The organism is uncultured Tenacibaculum sp., from assembly GCF_947502995.1.
GTDB lineage: Bacteria > Bacteroidota > Bacteroidia > Flavobacteriales > Flavobacteriaceae > Polaribacter.
This window is the reverse complement of the sequence record NZ_CANNBW010000017.1, coordinates 51,937-70,836: the sequence shown is the minus strand read 5'-3', so window position 1 is coordinate 70,836 and position 18,900 is coordinate 51,937. Positions and strand designations below refer to the sequence as shown.

The 18,900-nt window shown below is 29.4% G+C and carries 7 protein-coding genes; 6 read left to right on the top strand and 1 reads right to left on the bottom strand.

Annotated features, from left to right (window positions below):
* Positions 1-19: 19 nt before the first annotated feature.
* A complete protein-coding gene (locus tag Q1A46_RS14810; protein ID WP_299680344.1) occupies positions 20-190 on the bottom strand; it encodes a hypothetical protein in 171 nt (56 codons plus the stop codon).
* 360 nt (positions 191-550) lie between these two features.
* Here Q1A46_RS14810 and Q1A46_RS14805 point away from each other — a divergent pair, with 360 nt between their 5' ends.
* The 6 genes from Q1A46_RS14805 to Q1A46_RS14780 all read left to right on the top strand — a co-directional run bounded on the left by Q1A46_RS14805 (position 551) and on the right by Q1A46_RS14780 (position 18,724).
* A complete protein-coding gene (locus Q1A46_RS14805; protein ID WP_299680341.1) occupies positions 551-2,434 on the top strand; it encodes a tetratricopeptide repeat protein in 1,884 nt (627 codons plus the stop codon).
* Between the two features lie 13 nt (positions 2,435-2,447).
* On the top strand, positions 2,448-4,103 hold the full coding sequence (locus Q1A46_RS14800) for a tetratricopeptide repeat protein (protein ID WP_299680339.1): 1,656 nt from the start codon (positions 2,448-2,450) through the stop codon (positions 4,101-4,103).
* Between the two features lie 186 nt (positions 4,104-4,289).
* The gene (locus Q1A46_RS14795; RefSeq protein ID WP_299680337.1) at positions 4,290-12,902 is read left to right on the top strand and encodes a hypothetical protein; all 8,613 of its coding nucleotides are present in this window, start codon (positions 4,290-4,292) and stop codon (positions 12,900-12,902) included.
* A 676-nt stretch (positions 12,903-13,578) separates the two neighbouring features.
* Positions 13,579-15,366 carry a hypothetical protein gene (locus Q1A46_RS14790; RefSeq protein WP_299680335.1) on the top strand — a complete coding sequence of 596 codons (1,788 nt, stop codon included), beginning with the start codon at positions 13,579-13,581 and terminating at the stop codon, positions 15,364-15,366.
* Positions 15,367-15,373: 7 nt separating this feature from the next.
* A complete protein-coding gene (locus Q1A46_RS14785; RefSeq protein ID WP_299680332.1) occupies positions 15,374-16,240 on the top strand; it encodes a hypothetical protein in 867 nt (288 codons plus the stop codon).
* A 15-nt stretch (positions 16,241-16,255) separates the two neighbouring features.
* Positions 16,256-18,724, top strand: coding sequence for a hypothetical protein (locus Q1A46_RS14780; protein WP_299680329.1), 2,469 nt, complete (start codon positions 16,256-16,258; stop codon positions 18,722-18,724).
* Positions 18,725-18,900 lie beyond the last annotated feature (176 nt).

Here is an 18,900-nt window from a genome sequence, read left to right as displayed (position 1 = left end):
CCTAAATTTGTAAGTATGCTTAAATTCTTTCTATTCCAATAATCATCATTTTATAGCCATTAAAAGCTTCTTCTAGTTTTACTCTTGATAACCACAAAAACCTTCCTTTGTATAAAATTGGTAGTATTAAAAATTTAATTTTAGTTCTTCTAACTTTGTATCTCTTCTGTTTTTTAGTAGCAAATAACATTTTTGATAATTTAATAGTAGTTGTTTATATTTTTCCCTCAAAATTTGTTGCAACAAAATTTTGTTTAGCACAAAGAAATTAAGAAATTCTTTTTCATCATAAAAATTAACCCGGACAAAAAACGGACAATTTCAATTTCTAAAAAACAAGCAACTACTATTAAATTAAAATATTATTGCCTAACTTTAAAATAGATACATGATTTAACTATATATTCTATTATCGATTTTAAGAAATTAAACCTTAAATATTAACCGTATAACAGTTTGATTTTAGATATAAATTATATTAATATTGCTGTACAATATGAGCTAAAAAAAGAAATAGAAAAAAGTCATTTTAATTTTTAATAATTGATAAATGAATAAACAAGTTTTACTATCAATCTTCTTTTTAGTTTTTACTACTCATATTTTCTCTCAAGATTCCGTAGAAGAATTATCGGTGAAATTACAAAATACTACAGATAAAAAGACTCAGCTTGAAATTCTAAATGATATTACCAAAAAAACGATTCGGGAAGAATCTGAAAGGAAAGTTAAATTTTTAAAGCAATATCTTGCTTTAGCTAAAGAGCTTAAAGAATATGATAAATTAGGTAACAAATCTCGTTTTTTAATAGAACATTTTACTAGTATTTCTCAGCTAGATTCTACAAAATACTATGTAGATCAAATGTTAGAATATTTACCTCTTTATAAAGATCCAACTACAGAAGCCCACATATTACTTAAAAGAGCTAGTTATTATTACAATACAGATCAATATGAAAAAGCAATAACAGATTATAATCGTTCTGGCGATATTTTTATTAAAGAAAATAAAGGCTTAATTAATGCAGCTGATGCTCGTTTATTTGCTGCACAAGTTTATAATGACCTAAATGATTTTTTAAATGCTGTTACCTATTACGAAAGTGCATATAAGTTATATGATGAATTAAAAGATAACTTTTATAAAAACTTTACATTATCAGAATTAGCTGGTATTTACTCTCAAAACGGTTTTCTTGAAAAGGCTATTGCTGAACGTAAACGAGTTTTGGCTAATGCTAAAGAAATTAAAGATTATCCATCTTTATATTATGCCTATGGAAATTTAGCAAAAATCAGTCAAAAAGCTAAAAATTATGATGACGTAAAAAAATACATAGATTCAACAACAATTTATTCTGATAGTATAACGAACAAACAGCAGAAGGTTTTATCTCAATTATTCTTAGCTAATTTAAAAGTAGACTATAATTTAGATTTAAATAATATTACTCTAGCTGAAAAATATCTAGAAGAAGCCAAAGGTTGGGTTAAAAAAACAAGTGCTCCTGATTTCTTTCAAAGAATGAATTATGAGTATCAAGGGAAAGTATATGTTCGAAAAAAAGATTATGCTAAGGCAGAAAATGCATTTAAAAAAGTTCTAGCACTTAAAGGACAAAATGGACAAGAAGAAAAAGTAAAAAAGGCAGAAAAAGAAATTGCCAAAGTATACGGAGCTACGGGTCAGTATAAAAAAGCTTTTGAACATTTAAACACCTATTTAGAATTAGAAGAAGCTGACAATAAATTAATTAAAGACAACACCTTTTTATATTATCAATCTAAGTTTGAAACTGAACGAAAAGATCAGGAGATCTTTAAAAGAAAGACTGAAATCGAACTTTTAGAAAAAGATAAAGAAATTGAAAAATATAAAAGACGTGTAACTGTAGCACTTTTACTGATCGCACTTTTAATAGCCTTCATGATTTTTTATGTGCTTTGGAGAAAAGCCAAACGTAAACGTAGAGCATTAGCTAGAGAAATTGTTGATTTAAATACAGAAGTAACTACTAAAAAAGAAGAAGTAAATGAATTGTTAACTGAAACCATTATTCATCTTCGATCTAAAGAAAAGCTTGCCGAAAATTTATCAAAGCTTTCTCATGAAGAAGAAGGTGTTTCTTTAAAAAGTATTATTGCAGATTTAAAAGCCGACAAATTAGAAGATTCTAAAATTGTATTTCTAAAGCAAAATATTGAGTCTTTGAATTATGAATTTTTAAAGAACTTAAAAAACATACATCCTAATCTAACTAAAACAGATATTGAAGTGTGTTCGTTTATAAAAATTGGACTTTCTCGAAAAGAAATCTCTAACCTAAGAAAAACGAGTCTTGATGCTATAAAATCGACAAGATTTAGGTTAAAAAAGAAACTAAACCTTACATCAGAAGACTCTCTTGACGATTATATAAAATCTATCTAATTTTAAAAATTAAATGCGTAACCTAAGTATATTATTTTTCTTCTTGTTTCTGAGTTCCTTTTCTCAGAAAAAAGATTCTATTGTAATAAACTTTCATAGTAAAATTGATAATGCACCTAATGATTCTTTAAAAGTGCAACATCTTTTAGATTTAGGCACATATCAAAAGAGTAGAAATACCGATAAACTTCCAACCTATCATCAACAGGTTAGAGAGATTCTTAAGAAAAACAGTTATGATAATATAAAACACCACAAAACATTACTGATTCAATCTGGAGTGTATAAACGAAGATCTTTAGATTATTCAGGAGCTTTAAAAGATTATTTGGCTGCTCAAAAAATTATTATTGAAACAAATGATTCCATATATCTAGGTGTAAATTATGGAAACATAGCTATGCTTTATAAGTTTAAAAATGAGTGCGACAAAGCAATTGTTAACTTTAAAAAGGCTATTAAAACAAATACGAACAATAAAAAACACAGATTATTAGGTCTTAACTACAGCAACATTGCAAAATGTTATGCAGAAATGGATCAGATAGATTCTGCTTTTTATGCTTTTGACAAAGGAATTTATCATTCAAAATTAGCTGAAGCTTATGATGTTTTACAAGGTGTATATGGTAATAAAGCAAGTTTATTATTAAATCAAAAAAGATATAAAGAAGCACTTCCTTTACAACTCAACTTTTTAGAATACACGAAAAGTGTTAACAAGTATTTATCACAAACGATTACGAATAGAAATCTTGCTGAAACGTATTTTCAATTACATGATAATGATAAAGCTTTGTTTTACGCAAATGAAGCCATAAAAGTAGGAAACAAAATAAATATGATTAGTCGTATTTATGATGTGTACAAGTTAAGAGGAGAAATATACAAATCTTCAGGTAAGTTAGACTTAGCTTTTAACGATTTAAAGACTTATAATAAAATTCAAAAGGATATCAATATTGTAAACAATGCGAAAAGATTTAAAGAAATTGAAATGACGCATTCTTTTGAAAAAGCACGAATAACAGATAGTATAGTTAATGCAGAAGAAAGGAGAAGAATAGAATTACAACTAGAAAAAGAAGAAATACAAAAACAATTGTATTTAGCTAGCTTGATTATTACATTAATAATTGGTTTGCTAGTTTTATATCTAGGCTATTTGCTATACTTAAAAATTAAAAGAAAAAATAAAATTAAACAAGACCTTCTCTCTAATCAAATCGATGAACTAAATACAGAAGTTACTACTAAGAAAGAAGAAGTAAATGAGTTGTTAACCGAAACAATTATTCATCTTCGATCTAAAGAGAAACTTGCCGAAAATTTATCAAAGCTTTCACATGAAGAAGAAGGTGTTTCTTTAAAAAGTATCATTGCAGATTTAAAAGCTGACAAATTAGAAGATGCTAAAATTGTCGTTCTAAAGCAAAACATTGAATCTTTGAATTATGAATTTTTGAAGAATTTAAAAAATCTACATCCTAATCTTACCAAAACAGATATTGAGGTTTGTTCTTTTATTAAAATTGGTCTTTCTCGAAAAGAGATTTCCAACCTAAGAAAAACAAGTCTTGACGCTATAAAATCAACTCGATTTAGATTAAAAAAGAAACTAAAACTAACTGCTGAAGATTCTCTTGATGATTATATTCGATCTCTTTAAAGCTTAAAAACTCTTCTTTTTAACATTTTAAACTCCATTTGAGGTTGCAAAAAAATAATGCTACAACCCTTATAAAATAAGAGAAGTTGTTTTTTGCACCCTTATTTGCACCCTTTCATTTCTTTGCACTGGCTCAAAAATAAAATAGTATTGCATTGTGTTTAATGTAAATCTCTTTAAATAAAGATGAAGAAAAAAATACTTTTAGTACTTACCTTATTTTCGTTTTTAGCGTATAGTCAAAACTCTTGTACTCTAGACGAAACTAAATTAACAGGGACATTTACCACAACCGAAGTTGGTGGTACAAAAATTAAAGCAAGTGATGCTACTTCAAATCATAGATTTGGAGAGCGAGTTGTCATAGATGGTAATATTGCTGTTACTGTATCTCGAAGTAATGGTGAAGCAGCAGGAAAAGTATATATATATATTAATGATGGTTCAGGAAATTGGTCACAACAAACTATATTAACAGCTAGTGATGGCTTTGCAGGTGATAATTTTGGATCAAGTATCGCTTTACAGGGTAATTACTTAGTTGTTGGAGCTAGCTCTCAAATAAACTCCTCTGCAGTAGATACTGGAGTAGCTTATTTATTTGAATACAACGGTTCAAGTACTTGGACTCAAGTAGCTGTTTTCGAACCTAGTGATGGAAGTTCTGATGATCGTTTTGGAGTATCGGCTTCTATAGAAGGAAATTTTATTTTAATTGGTGCTAGAAATGGCTCTGTGGGAGGTTGTGCCTATTTATATGAAAATGATGGAACAGGATCATTTACATATACAGAAACCAAGCTAGAACCTCAAGTGCAATCCAATTATTCTGGTGCTCGTTTTGGTCATGATGTGTTAATTAAAAACGGTCGTGCCTATGTAAGTGGTCCTTATGATTATTCTTCTGTAGGGAATACTTCAGCAGGATCTGTTCAAGTATGGGATCAAGCTAATGATGGATCTTGGTCACGTACAAATCGTTTAAGAGGTACATTAACAACTGAATCTTTTGGGTGGAGTATTGATGTAGAAGACAATTATTTAGTCGTTGGTGCTATGAATTATGAAACTAGTTCTACAAGCGAAGCAGATCAAGGAAGAGTATATGTATACAAAGCCGATGTTAATGGAGATTATTCAGATTCAAACAGAGTAATGATTCAAAATACAGATAAAGATAGTTTTACTGATCAACGTCTTGGAACGGATGTAGCCATAGAAAATGGATTTTTATATGTGGGTACTTGGGGAGACGGAACAACTAACGGAGATACAGTATATATTTTCAAAGATGATGGAACCAATAATTGGACTCAATTAACCAAGTTAACATCTGGTAGTGGATGGGATGAATTCGCAAATAGAGCCGTCGCAGTTTCATACCCATATTTACTTGTAGGTCAAAACGAAGATGATTCACCTTCAAATTCGGGAGCAATTCACTTTGTTCCTTTGGCAAGTTCAGTTACACCTACGGCTTCAATTACAAAATCTACTGATGCTTTTATAGGTCAAAATAATGCAACTATAACACTTAATTTTTCTGATGAAGCTACTAGAGCAGAAATTCAATTTAGTGTAGATGGCGGTGTAACCTATCCTTACACATTTAACGATGATTTAGGAACAGCTGATATCACCAATTTAGGTGTAGGTTCTTATGATTTAAAAGCAAGATTTAATAATGGTTCTTGTGAGTTAGATTTAGGAACAGTAACTATAAATCAAGCAACTTATACAGCTATACCAGATGCTAATTTTGAAGCTCGATTAGAAGCACTAGGATATGATGATATTTCGGGTGATGGACAGGTTCCAACTCCTTTAATTGAAGTAGTAACTGAATTACAATTAGCTGGACAAGGTATTACAGATTTAACTGGAATAGAAGATTTTGTAGCATTAGAAGAATTAAAAGCTAACGGAAATAATATTACTGCGGTTGACTTATCTAATAACACTGCTTTAAAATTGTTTCAAATGACAAGTAGTTCTTCTCTTGGTTCTATTGACGTAAGTAATAATCCAGTATTAGAAGATCTTCAAATTCGATCTTTAACTAGTGCTATCGATATTTCTAATCTTACTGCCTTAGATCGCTTTGCTTGTGTAGACTGTACATTTACAACTTTAAATACTAGTGGTAATCCAAACCTTCGACATTTAGATCTTGAAGATACACCAGTTACTACACTTGATCTAAGCACTAATACTAACTTAGAAATTCTAGAACTAGAAAACACAAATTTAGTAGCATTAGATTTATCAAAGAATACTTCATTTAAATATTTGTATGCGCAAGATATTACAACACTAACAACGCTGAATATTAAAAACGGAAACAACACAAATATTAGCGCTTTTGATATTATAGGTACACCTATACTATGTGTACTTGTAGACGATTTAGCTTATAGTACAACTAACTGGACTAATATTGAATCAACTACACGATTTAGTGAAACTAACTGTAACTACACAACAATTCCTGATGCTGCTTTTGAAGCAGTATTAGAATCTCAAGGATACGATGATATTTCTGGTGACGGACGAGTACCAACTTCTTTAATTGAAACACTTACCGTATTAAATATTAGTAGTAAAGGTGTAACAGATTTAACTGGTATTGAAGATTTTACTGCACTTGAAGAATTAAAAGCAAATCAAAATGATTTAACAAGCATTAACTTAACTAATAATACTGCTTTAAAAGTACTTTGGATCAGGCAAGGAAATAATAATTTTTCTTCCATAGATGTTAGTAAAAACTTGGCACTAGAAGATTTTAGAATACAATACTCTGGAACTTCACTTGATATTTCTAATAACACAGCTTTAACTCAATTTATGTGTACAGATTGTAGTCTTACTACATTAAATACAAGTGCAAATACTAACTTAACTTCATTAGATTTAGAAGGTTCTGACATTACAACATTAGATTTAAGTACAAATATTAATCTGACAGGTTTAGAAATTGATAATACCAATTTGATTGAATTAGATTTATCTAATAATACAGCTTTAAAATATTTACTTGCAGAAAATATTACAACACTTACAAGTTTAAACATTAAAAATGGTGCAAATACAAATATTATAACATTTGAAACTGCTGGTTCACCTGTGCCTTGTATTCTAGTAGATGACGTAACATATAGTACTTCAAACTGGACAGATATAGATGTTGCATCATCGTTTAATCAATTGTACTGTGATTACACTACTATTCCTGATGCAAATTTTGAAGCTGAACTGGAAAGCTTAGGTTATGATGATATTTCGGGTGATGGGCAAGTACCAACAAGTTTTATTGAAAACATAACTTCCTTAAGTGTAGCAAATAAAAATATTTCGGATTTAACAGGTATTGAAGATTTTACAGCTTTAGAAACATTGAGTTGTCAATCAAATAATCTTACAGCACTTAATGTTAACTTAAATACAGAATTGATAGAGTTGACAGCAAATGCCAATAATATCACTAGTATTGATTTATCAAAAAACACTAAATTAGAAAAGCTAATTATTGGTGCTAATGAATTAACTTCTATAGATGTTTCTAATAATACTTTGTTAAAACGATTAGATATTTTATATAATGATATTACAGTTTTAAATATTAGTAATAATCCAAATTTAAACTCATTAAATGCTTACAACACAGATATTACTAGTTATGACTTCAGTAACAATCCACTTCTAACAAATGTTCAAGTATATAATAATAATGATTTAACTAGCCTTAATGTTTCTAACCTTACTTTATTAGAGCAACTTAGAATTAACAATACAGGAATTTCTGTACTTGATTTAACTAATAATGTAAATCTAAAAACTCTTAGAGCTAGTGATTCAAACTTAACAACTTTAGATCTTAGTAATCAATCTAAACTTATTCAAGTTTATGCAAATAACACGAATATTGAGTATTTAAATGTAAGAAATGGAAACAACACCAACGTTACCCAATTCCATGCAGATAACACTCCTAACTTGAGTTGTGTAATTGTAGATGATTCAAATTATAGTACTACAAACTGGACAAATATTGATTCTGGCATGACTTTCAGTGAAACCTATTGCGAATACACTACTGTTACAGACGCTAATTTTGAAGCTGCATTAAATACTTTAGGTTATGATGATATTGCAAATGATGGACAAGTACCAACAACATTGATTAAAGTTGTTACCTCATTAGATGTAAGTAATCAAAATATTGCTGATTTAACAGGTATTCAGGATTTCACTGCACTTACAGATTTGAATGTAGAAACGAATGTATTAACAAGTTTAGATTTAAGTAGTAATGCTAATCTTCAGAACTTAAATTTTGACAACAATAATATTACAACTTTAAATTTAGGTTCAATCTCAAAATTAGTTAGTATTGAAGGAAGATATAATCAATTATCTACAATTGATTTAAGTCAGAATCCTGATTTAACATTTATCAACTTAAGAGATAATTTATTTACTACCGTAAACGTAGCTAGTAATCCTCTTTTAGAAACCATTAATTTAAGAGCTTGTTCAAACTTAACAAGTATCGATATTAGTAATAATCCAAACGTAAAAAGTCTATTTTTTCAAGATACCGCTTTAACTGGATTAGATGTTTCTCAAAACCCTCTTTTAGAAACAATTGTAATTGAACGTGTAAACTTCAATTCAATAGATGTTTCTAATTTGTCAGCTTTAACACAACTTAGAATTGCTGATAATAGTTTTACTTCATTAGATGTTTCAAACAACCCAGCATTAGTTCGATTAGAGTGTGAAAACAACAATCTTACGTATTTAAATCTTAAGAATGGTAACAATACTAACATGCCAAATTCTGATTTTATTGCTACAGGAAACTCTTCACTGACTTGTATTTTAGTAGATGATGCAACTTGGAGTACAACAAATTGGACAAACATTGATGTAACAGCTAGTTTTAATGATACCTATTGTCGTTATACTTCTATTCCAGACGCAACTTTTGAAGCTAGATTAGAAGCTTTAGGATATGATGATATTTCTGGGGACGGACAAGTACCAACTGCATTAATTGAAACAGTAACTTCATTAACTGTAAACGATCTTGGAATTAACGATCTAAGAGGAATAGAAGATTTTACTGCATTAGTAAAGTTGAACGCAAGAGGTAACAACTTTACTACATTGGACATGAGTCAAAACGTTTTATTGGAACACTTATATATCAATAGCAATAGTTTACCATCAATTGATGTCTCTAAAAATATTTTGTTAAGGAATTTAAATATAGGTTCTAATGGTATCACTTCATTAGACTTATCTAATAATCCAGATTTAAGAGATTTATGGGTACAAGGAAATAAAGGATTAACTTCTTTAGATCTTAGTAAAAATCTTGAATTAAGAGAATTATACACATACAGTTCTGGTGTATCAACCTTAGATTTAAGTATTCATACAGAACTTAGAATACTTTCTGCTTATAGAACTTCAATCACTACAATTGATCTTTCTAATAATGCTGAATTAAGATCATTGCGTGTTGATGAAACGAATCTTTTATCATTAGATTTAACTAATAATACAAAACTTGAATCGTTACGTGTGAATGATACAGGTATTACTAGTTTAGACTTAAGTAACAATAATGTATTAGGAGGGTTGCATGCTCATGATACTAATTTAACGTATTTAAATGTAAAAAATGGAAATAATACCAATGTAGGAAATTTTAGAATAGAAAATAATCCAAGTTTAAGCTGTGTTTTAGTAGATGATGCATCTTATAGTACTACAAACTGGACAGATAAAGAAGACACTACAAGTTTTAGTGATACCTATTGTAGATATACAGCTGTTCCTGATGCAAATTTTGAAGCTACTTTAGAATCATTAGGTTATGATGATATTTCTGGTGATGGACAAGTACCAACTCCTTTAATAGAAACTGTAGAAGATTTAACAATCGTTGCAAAATCTATTACTGATATTACGGGAATTGAAGGTTTTACTGCTTTAAAAACATTGAATTGTGCTAGTAATTCGTTTACCAATTTAGATTTATCAAACAATCCAAATTTAACTTCAGTAATTACCAAGTTCACTCCTATTACTACCTTAAACGTAAGTAACAGTGCGAATTTAGATATGCTAGTTTGTTCTTTTAATGATTTATCTACATTAGATGTTTCAAAAAACACAGCATTAACATATTTAGAATGTAACAACAATAATCTTACAAGTTTAGATGTTTCTTTAAACACTGCTTTATTGGATTTACGTTGTGGTAGTAATAGTTTAACAGCAATTGATGTTACTAAAAACACAGCACTTACATCTTTCTGGTGTCAAGAAAATTCAATTACAGATTTAGATCTTAGTAATCAGACAGGACTAGTTTCAATTACAGTAAACAACAACAATTTATCTAGTTTAAATGTAAAAAATGGTAACAATGCTAATGTTACTGATTTTATTGCAACTGGAAATACTAATTTAACCTGTATTAATGTTGATGATGTTACTTACAGTACAACGAATTGGCTAGGTGTTGATGATACCGCTAATTTTAGTAGTACAGGTTGTCGTTACACACAAATTCCTGATGCTAATTTTGAAACAGAGTTAGAAGCTTTAGGTTATGACGATATTTCTGGTGACGGACAAGTACCAACAGCTTTAATTGAAGTAGTAACAAGTTTAGCACTACCTAATAAAGGAATCTATGATTTAACAGGAATTGAAGATTTTATAGCTTTAACATCTCTTAACTGTAGATTGAATCACTTAACAGCTATAGATGTAACTAAGAATACACTTCTAAAAACATTAACTGCTGATAGTAACTCTATCAATTCAATTGATCTTTCTAAAAATACAGATTTAGAAATTTTAAACTTAGCTGGGAGTAACTTAACCACATTAGATCTTACTAACAACACTTCACTACGTAAATTATTAGTTAATGGTAATGGTGGATTAACAAGTTTAAATATTAGTCAGAATACAAAATTGGTCGAATTTAAGGGGTATTCTACGAATATTACTTCTTTTGATTTCAGCGTTCATCCTGATTTAGAAACAGTAGAATGCTACGGTACACAAATTAGTACTATTGATTTCTCTAATAATCCTGTGTTACGAGTACTACGTGTTGATAACACAAATATTACCGAATTGGATTTGAGTAATAATCCAAATATTGAAACATTACGTGTAAATGATACAGGTATAACATCTTTAGATTTAAGTAAGCAAATAATTTTGAAAAATTTATATGCACATGATGCCAATTTAAGTTACTTAAATGTGAAAAACGGAAACAATACGAATGTAACTACTTTTAGAGCTGAAGACAACCTTAACTTAACTTGTATTATTGTAGACGATGCCACATACAGTACAACAAATTGGACAGATATTGATGGTACTACAAGTTTTACCGATGGTTACTGTCGTTATACTACTATTCCAGACACTAATTTTGAAGCTGCCTTAGAAGGCTTAGGTTATGATGATATTTCAAATGATGGACAAGTTCCAACTATATTAATTGAAGAAATTACAACGTTAAATGTAACTAATTTATCTATCACAGATTTTACAGGAATTGAAGATTTCGTAGGACTTACTTCTTTAGATGTTGGAAATAATAGTGCTACAAATATAGATCTTACTAACTTAACTTTTTTAGAGTATTTAAGATTAGATGCTATGTCGTTAACATCAATAGATCTTTCTAAAAATACAGCATTAGTTGATCTACGTCTTTCATATAATGCAGGAATATCTACTCTTGATCTATCAAATAATACATTACTTGAAACAGCACATATTGGTAACAATAGCCTTACAACTATCGACCTTAGCAAGAACATTTTGTTATATGAATTAAGAATGGCAGGAAATGATTTAACTACTCTTGATTTATCAAGCAATACTGCATTAAAAGAATTGAATTTATCTGGAAATAAACTAACCTATTTAAATCTTAAGAGTGGTAACAACACTACTATTGAGAATATTCATCTTAGAGGCAATTTACTAAGCTGTGTTCTAGTTGATGATGCTTCATATAGTACTACTTGGTGGTTTGATAAAGACAACGGGACTAGTTATAGTGATACTAATTGTGGAAACATTCAAGTAGCAATAAACGTTTATTTACAAGGAGCATATATAAATCCGAATTTAGGAGAAGAAAGTTTAATGCGAGATGATTTAAGAGTTGGCGGAGGAACTTACGGCTCAACTTCTCCTTATTTGGATAATGCTACTATTTCTGACGCTATAAAATTAAACGATGCTGGAGCAAATTCTATGGTAGATTGGATTTGGGTAGAATTAAGAGATGCTAATGATTCTAATATTATCGTAGCAGGAAAATCTGGAATTTTACAACGTGATGGTGCTATTGTTGAAGCAACTGATGATTTAACTACACCACTTTTATTCGATGTAACTCCTGCTGATTACTACATTGTAATTAAACATAGAAATCATTTAAGCATTATGACATCATCTGTTATGAGTTTATCAACTACTACAACAACTGTTGATATCGCTTCAGGTAGCACTGCTATTTCTGGAGGAGCAAATGCTATGGTTGATATGGGTAATGGTGTTTTCGCAATGATTTCTGGTGATTTCGATGAAAACGGACAAATTCAAAATATTGATACAAATGCTATTATCCAGTTATTAGGAGTTTCTGGTTACAATAAAGCAGACTTGGATATGAACGGACAAGTACAAAACGTTGATATTAACAATTTACTAAATCCAAATATTGGTAAAGGAGAGCAATTCTAATACTTCAAAATATATTTTATTATGAAGAAAAATTAAGCTTACTCAATTATTATATTACTTATATCAATAAGAGATAATACAAACTAAAAAATGTATTATCTCTTTTTCTTTAATAGCTACATATTTTAATAAAAATAATTCCTCCATTAATTAGTAAATAAAATACAACTTAAATTGTTTTAAATTTTTACAATAAACTTTAGTCATAAAATTACTTGTTATGATAATTAAACTGATTCATAAAAATTAAAGATTATTTGATTTTAAATAAAATCATAAAAGCATTTTTCTAATCAAAATTCATGTTGTGAAATCATCTATTTATGAATTCATGTTTCACTTTATTTTTCTCAAGAATATTTTTTAAACAAAAACATAACTTAAGATCTCTTCAATAAAAAAACTAAAGACCTTTTTAAATGTGTTTTTTTTAATAACATCATTATAGGGGTTCAAGAAAAAACACCTCAAACCCCTAGTAAAATGGGGTTTTTTGTTTTTTGCACCCCGTTTTGCACCCTACGATTTCTTTTTTAAATCTCTAAAATCAAATAGTATTGCAGTGTGATTTTACTTAGCCGTTTAAGACTAAATCCAAGAGCCTGGATTTTAAACTTTATAAAGTAATTATCACTTTTTAAATAAAAATTTATAGATAAAATAACACACCCTGGTCATGAAATTTATAAAAGATTCATACAACAATTTTAATTCAATTTGTACAAAAAGATTAAGCACTCTTTTAATACTATTTCTTTTTTCTTTAATAGCTTATTCACAAACTCCAGAAGGTTTCAATTATCAATCGGTAGTTAGAAATGCTTCAGGAGAGATATTAGCAAACGCTAATATAGGTGTTCAGTTTAAACTACATCAAACAACTGCAACTGGAACTGTAATATATACAGAAACACATACGCCAACAACAAATGCATATGGAGTTTTTAGTTTAGTAGTAGGACAAGGAACAACAGCAGATACTTTTTCAACAATAGATTGGGCATCTAATAGCCACTTTTTAGAAGTAAGTATCGATACAGCTGGAGGAACAACTTATGTAAGTATGGGAACTACACAGTTATTAAGTGTTCCTTATGCGTTACAAGCTAAATATGTAGAAAATGGAGACGATCTTGGAAACCACACGCTAACAGAGAATTTAAAAATTAGAGGTAACTGGATTTCTAATGACGGTGATGATGAAGGTTTGTTAATAGGAGATGCAGGAAGAGTAACCACTTCCAATAAATTATTTCTTGGAAGTAATATTAATTTAGATACGCACTGGATTAATGGTGACGGAACCGATAATAAAGGAATTCAGTTTGATGCAAGTGGTAATGTAATTACATCTGCTAAAATTTCTTCAGGAGGAAATATTCAAATTAATTCTAATTGGATTTCAAATGATGGAGATAACGAAGGAATTGCAATTTTAGCTAATGGAAACGTAGGAATTGGAGAATCGAATCCACAAACCAGCTTAGATGTAGCAGATACTGCAGTTATTGGTAATATTGCTGTGGGTACTCAAAGTTCTGATCAAAGTGCTTCAAATCAAAAAGATCAAGGTTTTACTACTACCAATTGGTTATATACTTCAACAATTGAATCTGTTGGAGAACGTGATAATTCTTCAACTCTAATTACTGTTGGTGCAGGTAGTACATTTGGTAAAAATGACGAAATTCATTTTGTTACAAACGGAAAAGATCAAGTAAACATCAAAGATGGATTGTTAAACGTTTCTGGAGATGTAAAAACTACTGGAAATTTTGAATTTGATGGTATTCTAACAACTACTTCTACAGAAAACCAAATCTTTGGATCATACGATGATACAAGTAACCTTTCGAATCTTACTGATAGAAATATAATTATAGGACATCAAGCAGCAGAAGGTGCGCAATCAGGAAGAAGTAATGTTGTTATTGGATACTTTGCTGGATATAATTTAAATGGAGATTCTAATGTATTGATCGGAACTGCTGCAGGAGCAGGTGGTACATTTTCTAATCAATTACATATTAGAGATTTAGTTTATGGGGAATTTGACAATGATTTATTACAAGTAAAAGGAGAATTAAAAGTTGATGAAAACATCGCTACTGATGGAAATATAATTATTGATCAAGATGGTGATGATCTTAGAGCTGCTGGCGCAGCTAATAATGTAGAAATGATATCCCTAATTATAAGTGCAGATGGTTCTATTAATTCAAATGTTACAGGTTCAAGTGGTATTACAACTTCTTTAAGTGATGAAACATATACCATCAATTACAATAATCATTTTTCAGATATACCAGCAGTAACAATTACGTGTCTTTCAACTACAGCAAGAACTAGAATTGGTCAAATCATAACGCTTGGTCAAGGAAAAGTAACCTATAAGGTTAAAAGTGAAAATAATAATTCCGAAACAGATGCTATGACAATTGTAAACATCGTTGGTAAAAGATAATCAGAGTATGAAACAATTTTTATTCATTATAATATTGCTGATTACATCTTCTTTGTCTTCTCAAACAATAGAAAGAACTGTAATTGGATCAAGCGGAACAACATTCAGCAATGCAAACGCTAGTATGAATTTTACTATAGGAGAACTAGTTGTTACAACTAATTCTAATGGTACAATAATATTAAACCAAGGGTTTCATCAAGAAGCAATCACACTTAAAATTAGACTTTCTCCAATAGCTTTTTTACAGGGACCCTTGGCTACTTCAGGAACTACAACTATGGATGATAGTTTAAGAAGTAACAGTTTATTACCAACTACTAGTCCGTATACAGATAGTGCAACTTGTGAATCTTCAGTATTTAACAATACAGGAAACGATGCAATTATCGATTGGGTTTGGGTTACTTTACGAGATAAAAACGATAAAACCGTAGTACTTGCAAGTCAATCTGCATTACTACAAGCAGACGGAGATTTAGTTGATGTAGATGGTGTTTCTCCTCTGCAAGTAGAATTGGCTTCAGATAGTTATTTCGTTGGTATTAATCATAGAAATCACTTAGGAATTATAAGTACAAACCCAATTGCTTTAAACACAACTACAGCAACAACTGTTAATCTTAGTGATACTTCTTCAGCTGTATTTGGTGGAACAAATTCTGTTTTAAATATGGGGAACGGAATCTTTGCAATGATCTCTGGTGATTTTGATGAAAATGGACAAATTCAAAATATTGATACAAATTCAGTTATTCAATTATTAGGAATTTCAAGCTATAACAAAGCTGATTTAGATATGAATGGTCAGGTACAGAATTCTGACATCAATAATCTTTTAAATCCTAACATCGGAAAAGGAGAACAATTTTAAAAACATTATATCCCCATGATTTATCACAATATAAAATTACAACTACAAACATGGAAATTATCTGTGCTAATTTCTATGTTATTCCTGAGCATTGGGCTTCCCCTATTTGCCCAATGCCCTTCAGGATCTATTTATCTTAACTCTCAAACTGCAGTTGATGATTTTATAAACAACTATGCCGATTGTACTACAATTTCTGGAAACTTAGTAATTTCTAGCGCATCAGTGAATAATATATCTGGGTTAAATAATAAGATTAAAAGTGTCACAGGACTTTTATCTATTTCTAGTACTAGTCTTACTAATTTAAATGGACTTCAGGGTATTGAAAGTATTGGTAGCTCTTTATCAATAAACAATAACGATAGTTTAATTGATTTAACTGCATTAGATAATTTAACTTCAATCGGAAATGGATTAACCATTACTGGAAATGATGCTATTATAACATTAAATGGAATTGGTAATATCTCTACAGTTTCATCAATTGCAGTAACTTCAAATTATGCTTTAACAGATATCAGTGTTTTTAATCATTTAACTGATGTTGATTTCGATATTTCTATAGGATATAACAAACTAACAGATTTACAAGGTTTACACAATTTAACAGCTGTAAAAAACCTTACAATTACAGAACCTAATCTTTTAAATCTTAATGATCTTAGTAAATTACAAAGTGTTAATCGCTTAATTGTACAAAGCAATGCTGTAATTACTTCATTAGAAGGATTACAGAATATAACTAGTGTTAGTGAAATCTTATTTTCAGATTTAACAGCCTTAATTAATTTGAACTATTTTCCAAATGTTAGTAATCTACCTAGATTAAAATTTAGAGGATTAAATACTATTGTTAACTTAAATGGTTTAAGCAACCTACAAACAGTTACAACTTTTGAAATTGAAAATTGTACTTCATTATCTTTTTTGTCTGGAATTACAAACTTAGATAGTGTTACTTCTCTTTTCTCGTTAAAATATCTTTCTATTTCAAGCCTAATTGGTGCAGAAAACATAACATCTTTAAACGATCTTACCATCGATACTTGCAATAAATTAATCGATTTAAGTGGAATTAATAATGTTAGTTCATTAGGTGATCTTTCAATTACAGACGCAACTGCTTTTGAAAACTTTAATGGATTATCTAATACAAATACTATTGAAAGTATTACAATTGATAACTGTAATAGTTTTACTGATTTCTCTGGTTTAAAAGTAAATTCTACAGATAATATTGAAATAAAAAATAACGATACAATTGGAAACTTTAGTGGTTTAGATGGTTTTACAACTATGACCTCGTTAAGTGTTCAAAACTGTTCCAACTTTAATTCTTTAAACGGAATTCAAAATATTACAATTCTTGATAGATTAACGATTCGTAATACAGGGATTACAAACATGAATGGTTTTCCTAATATCTCAACTGTTGGTTATTTATTACTACTAGATAATAGTTCTTTAACTTCATTAGATGGTTTTGAATCGTTAACAAATATTGGGCAAATTAATATCTCTGGTAACGGTTTATTAAATGTTGATGGATTACAGAATTTAGTTTCTTTAAATATTGATAATGGTAGTATTGATCATTACCTAGCTGAAGAAAATCTTCAATCAATTAATTTAACATCTTTAAGAGCTGTAAATGGAAATTATTGGTCATTATATATTCCAAATACTTCTAATGTTTGTGGATTAGCAAACTTTGCTAATTATGGAAGCTTACCTAGTTTTTCTTCTTTTTATGCTGATTCTGGAAATTACTCAAGTTTTGATCAGGTAAAAAATGCTTGTTCTATTCAATTTACTGCTAAACTATTTTTAGAAGGAGCTATGAAAAATGTTACTTCAGATGAAGAACATTTAATGAGAGACGATCTAAGAATTAATGGTGTTTTACCAAGTAATTCTCCTTACACAGATCATTTAACTTGTGATTCTAATATATTTAATACAACTGGCGAAACAGCAATTGTAGATTGGATTGAACTTCAACTTAGAGATGCTTCCGATTTCACTAAAATCATTTCAAGTAAATCATTTTTACTACAACGTAACGGAACTTTAATTGACCCAGAAAATAGTTCTACAAATTTAACTTTTGCAGAAACGAGTAATACCTATTTCATTGCTGTATCTCATCGCAATCATTTAGCAATTATAACTAGCAATACAGTAAACTTAACTTCTTCAGTACTTCATGTAGATTTTACAGATAAAACTAGCATTCTTGGTGGTACTGATGCACTACACTTAGTATATACAAATCCTGCAGATGGAACAAAAACTTATGCGCTTATTGCTGGTGATAACGATGAAAATGGACAAATTCAAAATATAGATATCAACTCTATAATTCAGGCTTTAGGAAACTCTGGGTATTTAAAGCAAGATTTAGATCTAAACGGACAAATACAAAACATAGATATAACAAACATACTAAATACCAATATTGGTAAAGGAGAACAATTTTAACCCCAAACAATTATGAAACTAATTAAGAACAAAAGATTTAAAGTTAGAAGAGAGATTAGAAAATTTGCCTATCTGCCGATAGTTTATCGTGGAAGTTTTTTCTGGTTATCGAAGATTAGAATTGAAAAATCTTTTAATGGAATGTCAATGAGAATAATCAATATTCAAAGAGTATA

Bases quoted from the DNA above. Each gene is read 5' to 3' on its own strand.
- Q1A46_RS14780 (WP_299680329.1), top strand. From the start codon at position 16,256: ATGATTTATCACAATATAAAATTACAACTACAAACATGGAAATTATCT.
- Q1A46_RS14810 (WP_299680344.1), bottom strand. From the start codon at position 190: ATGTTATTTGCTACTAAAAAACAGAAGAGATACAAAGTTAGAAGAACT.
- Q1A46_RS14790 (WP_299680335.1), top strand. From the start codon at position 13,579: ATGAAATTTATAAAAGATTCATACAACAATTTTAATTCAATTTGTACA.
- Q1A46_RS14805 (WP_299680341.1), top strand. From the start codon at position 551: ATGAATAAACAAGTTTTACTATCAATCTTCTTTTTAGTTTTTACTACT.
- Q1A46_RS14800 (WP_299680339.1), top strand. From the start codon at position 2,448: ATGCGTAACCTAAGTATATTATTTTTCTTCTTGTTTCTGAGTTCCTTT.
- Q1A46_RS14785 (WP_299680332.1), top strand. From the start codon at position 15,374: ATGAAACAATTTTTATTCATTATAATATTGCTGATTACATCTTCTTTG.
- Q1A46_RS14795 (WP_299680337.1), top strand. From the start codon at position 4,290: ATGAAGAAAAAAATACTTTTAGTACTTACCTTATTTTCGTTTTTAGCG.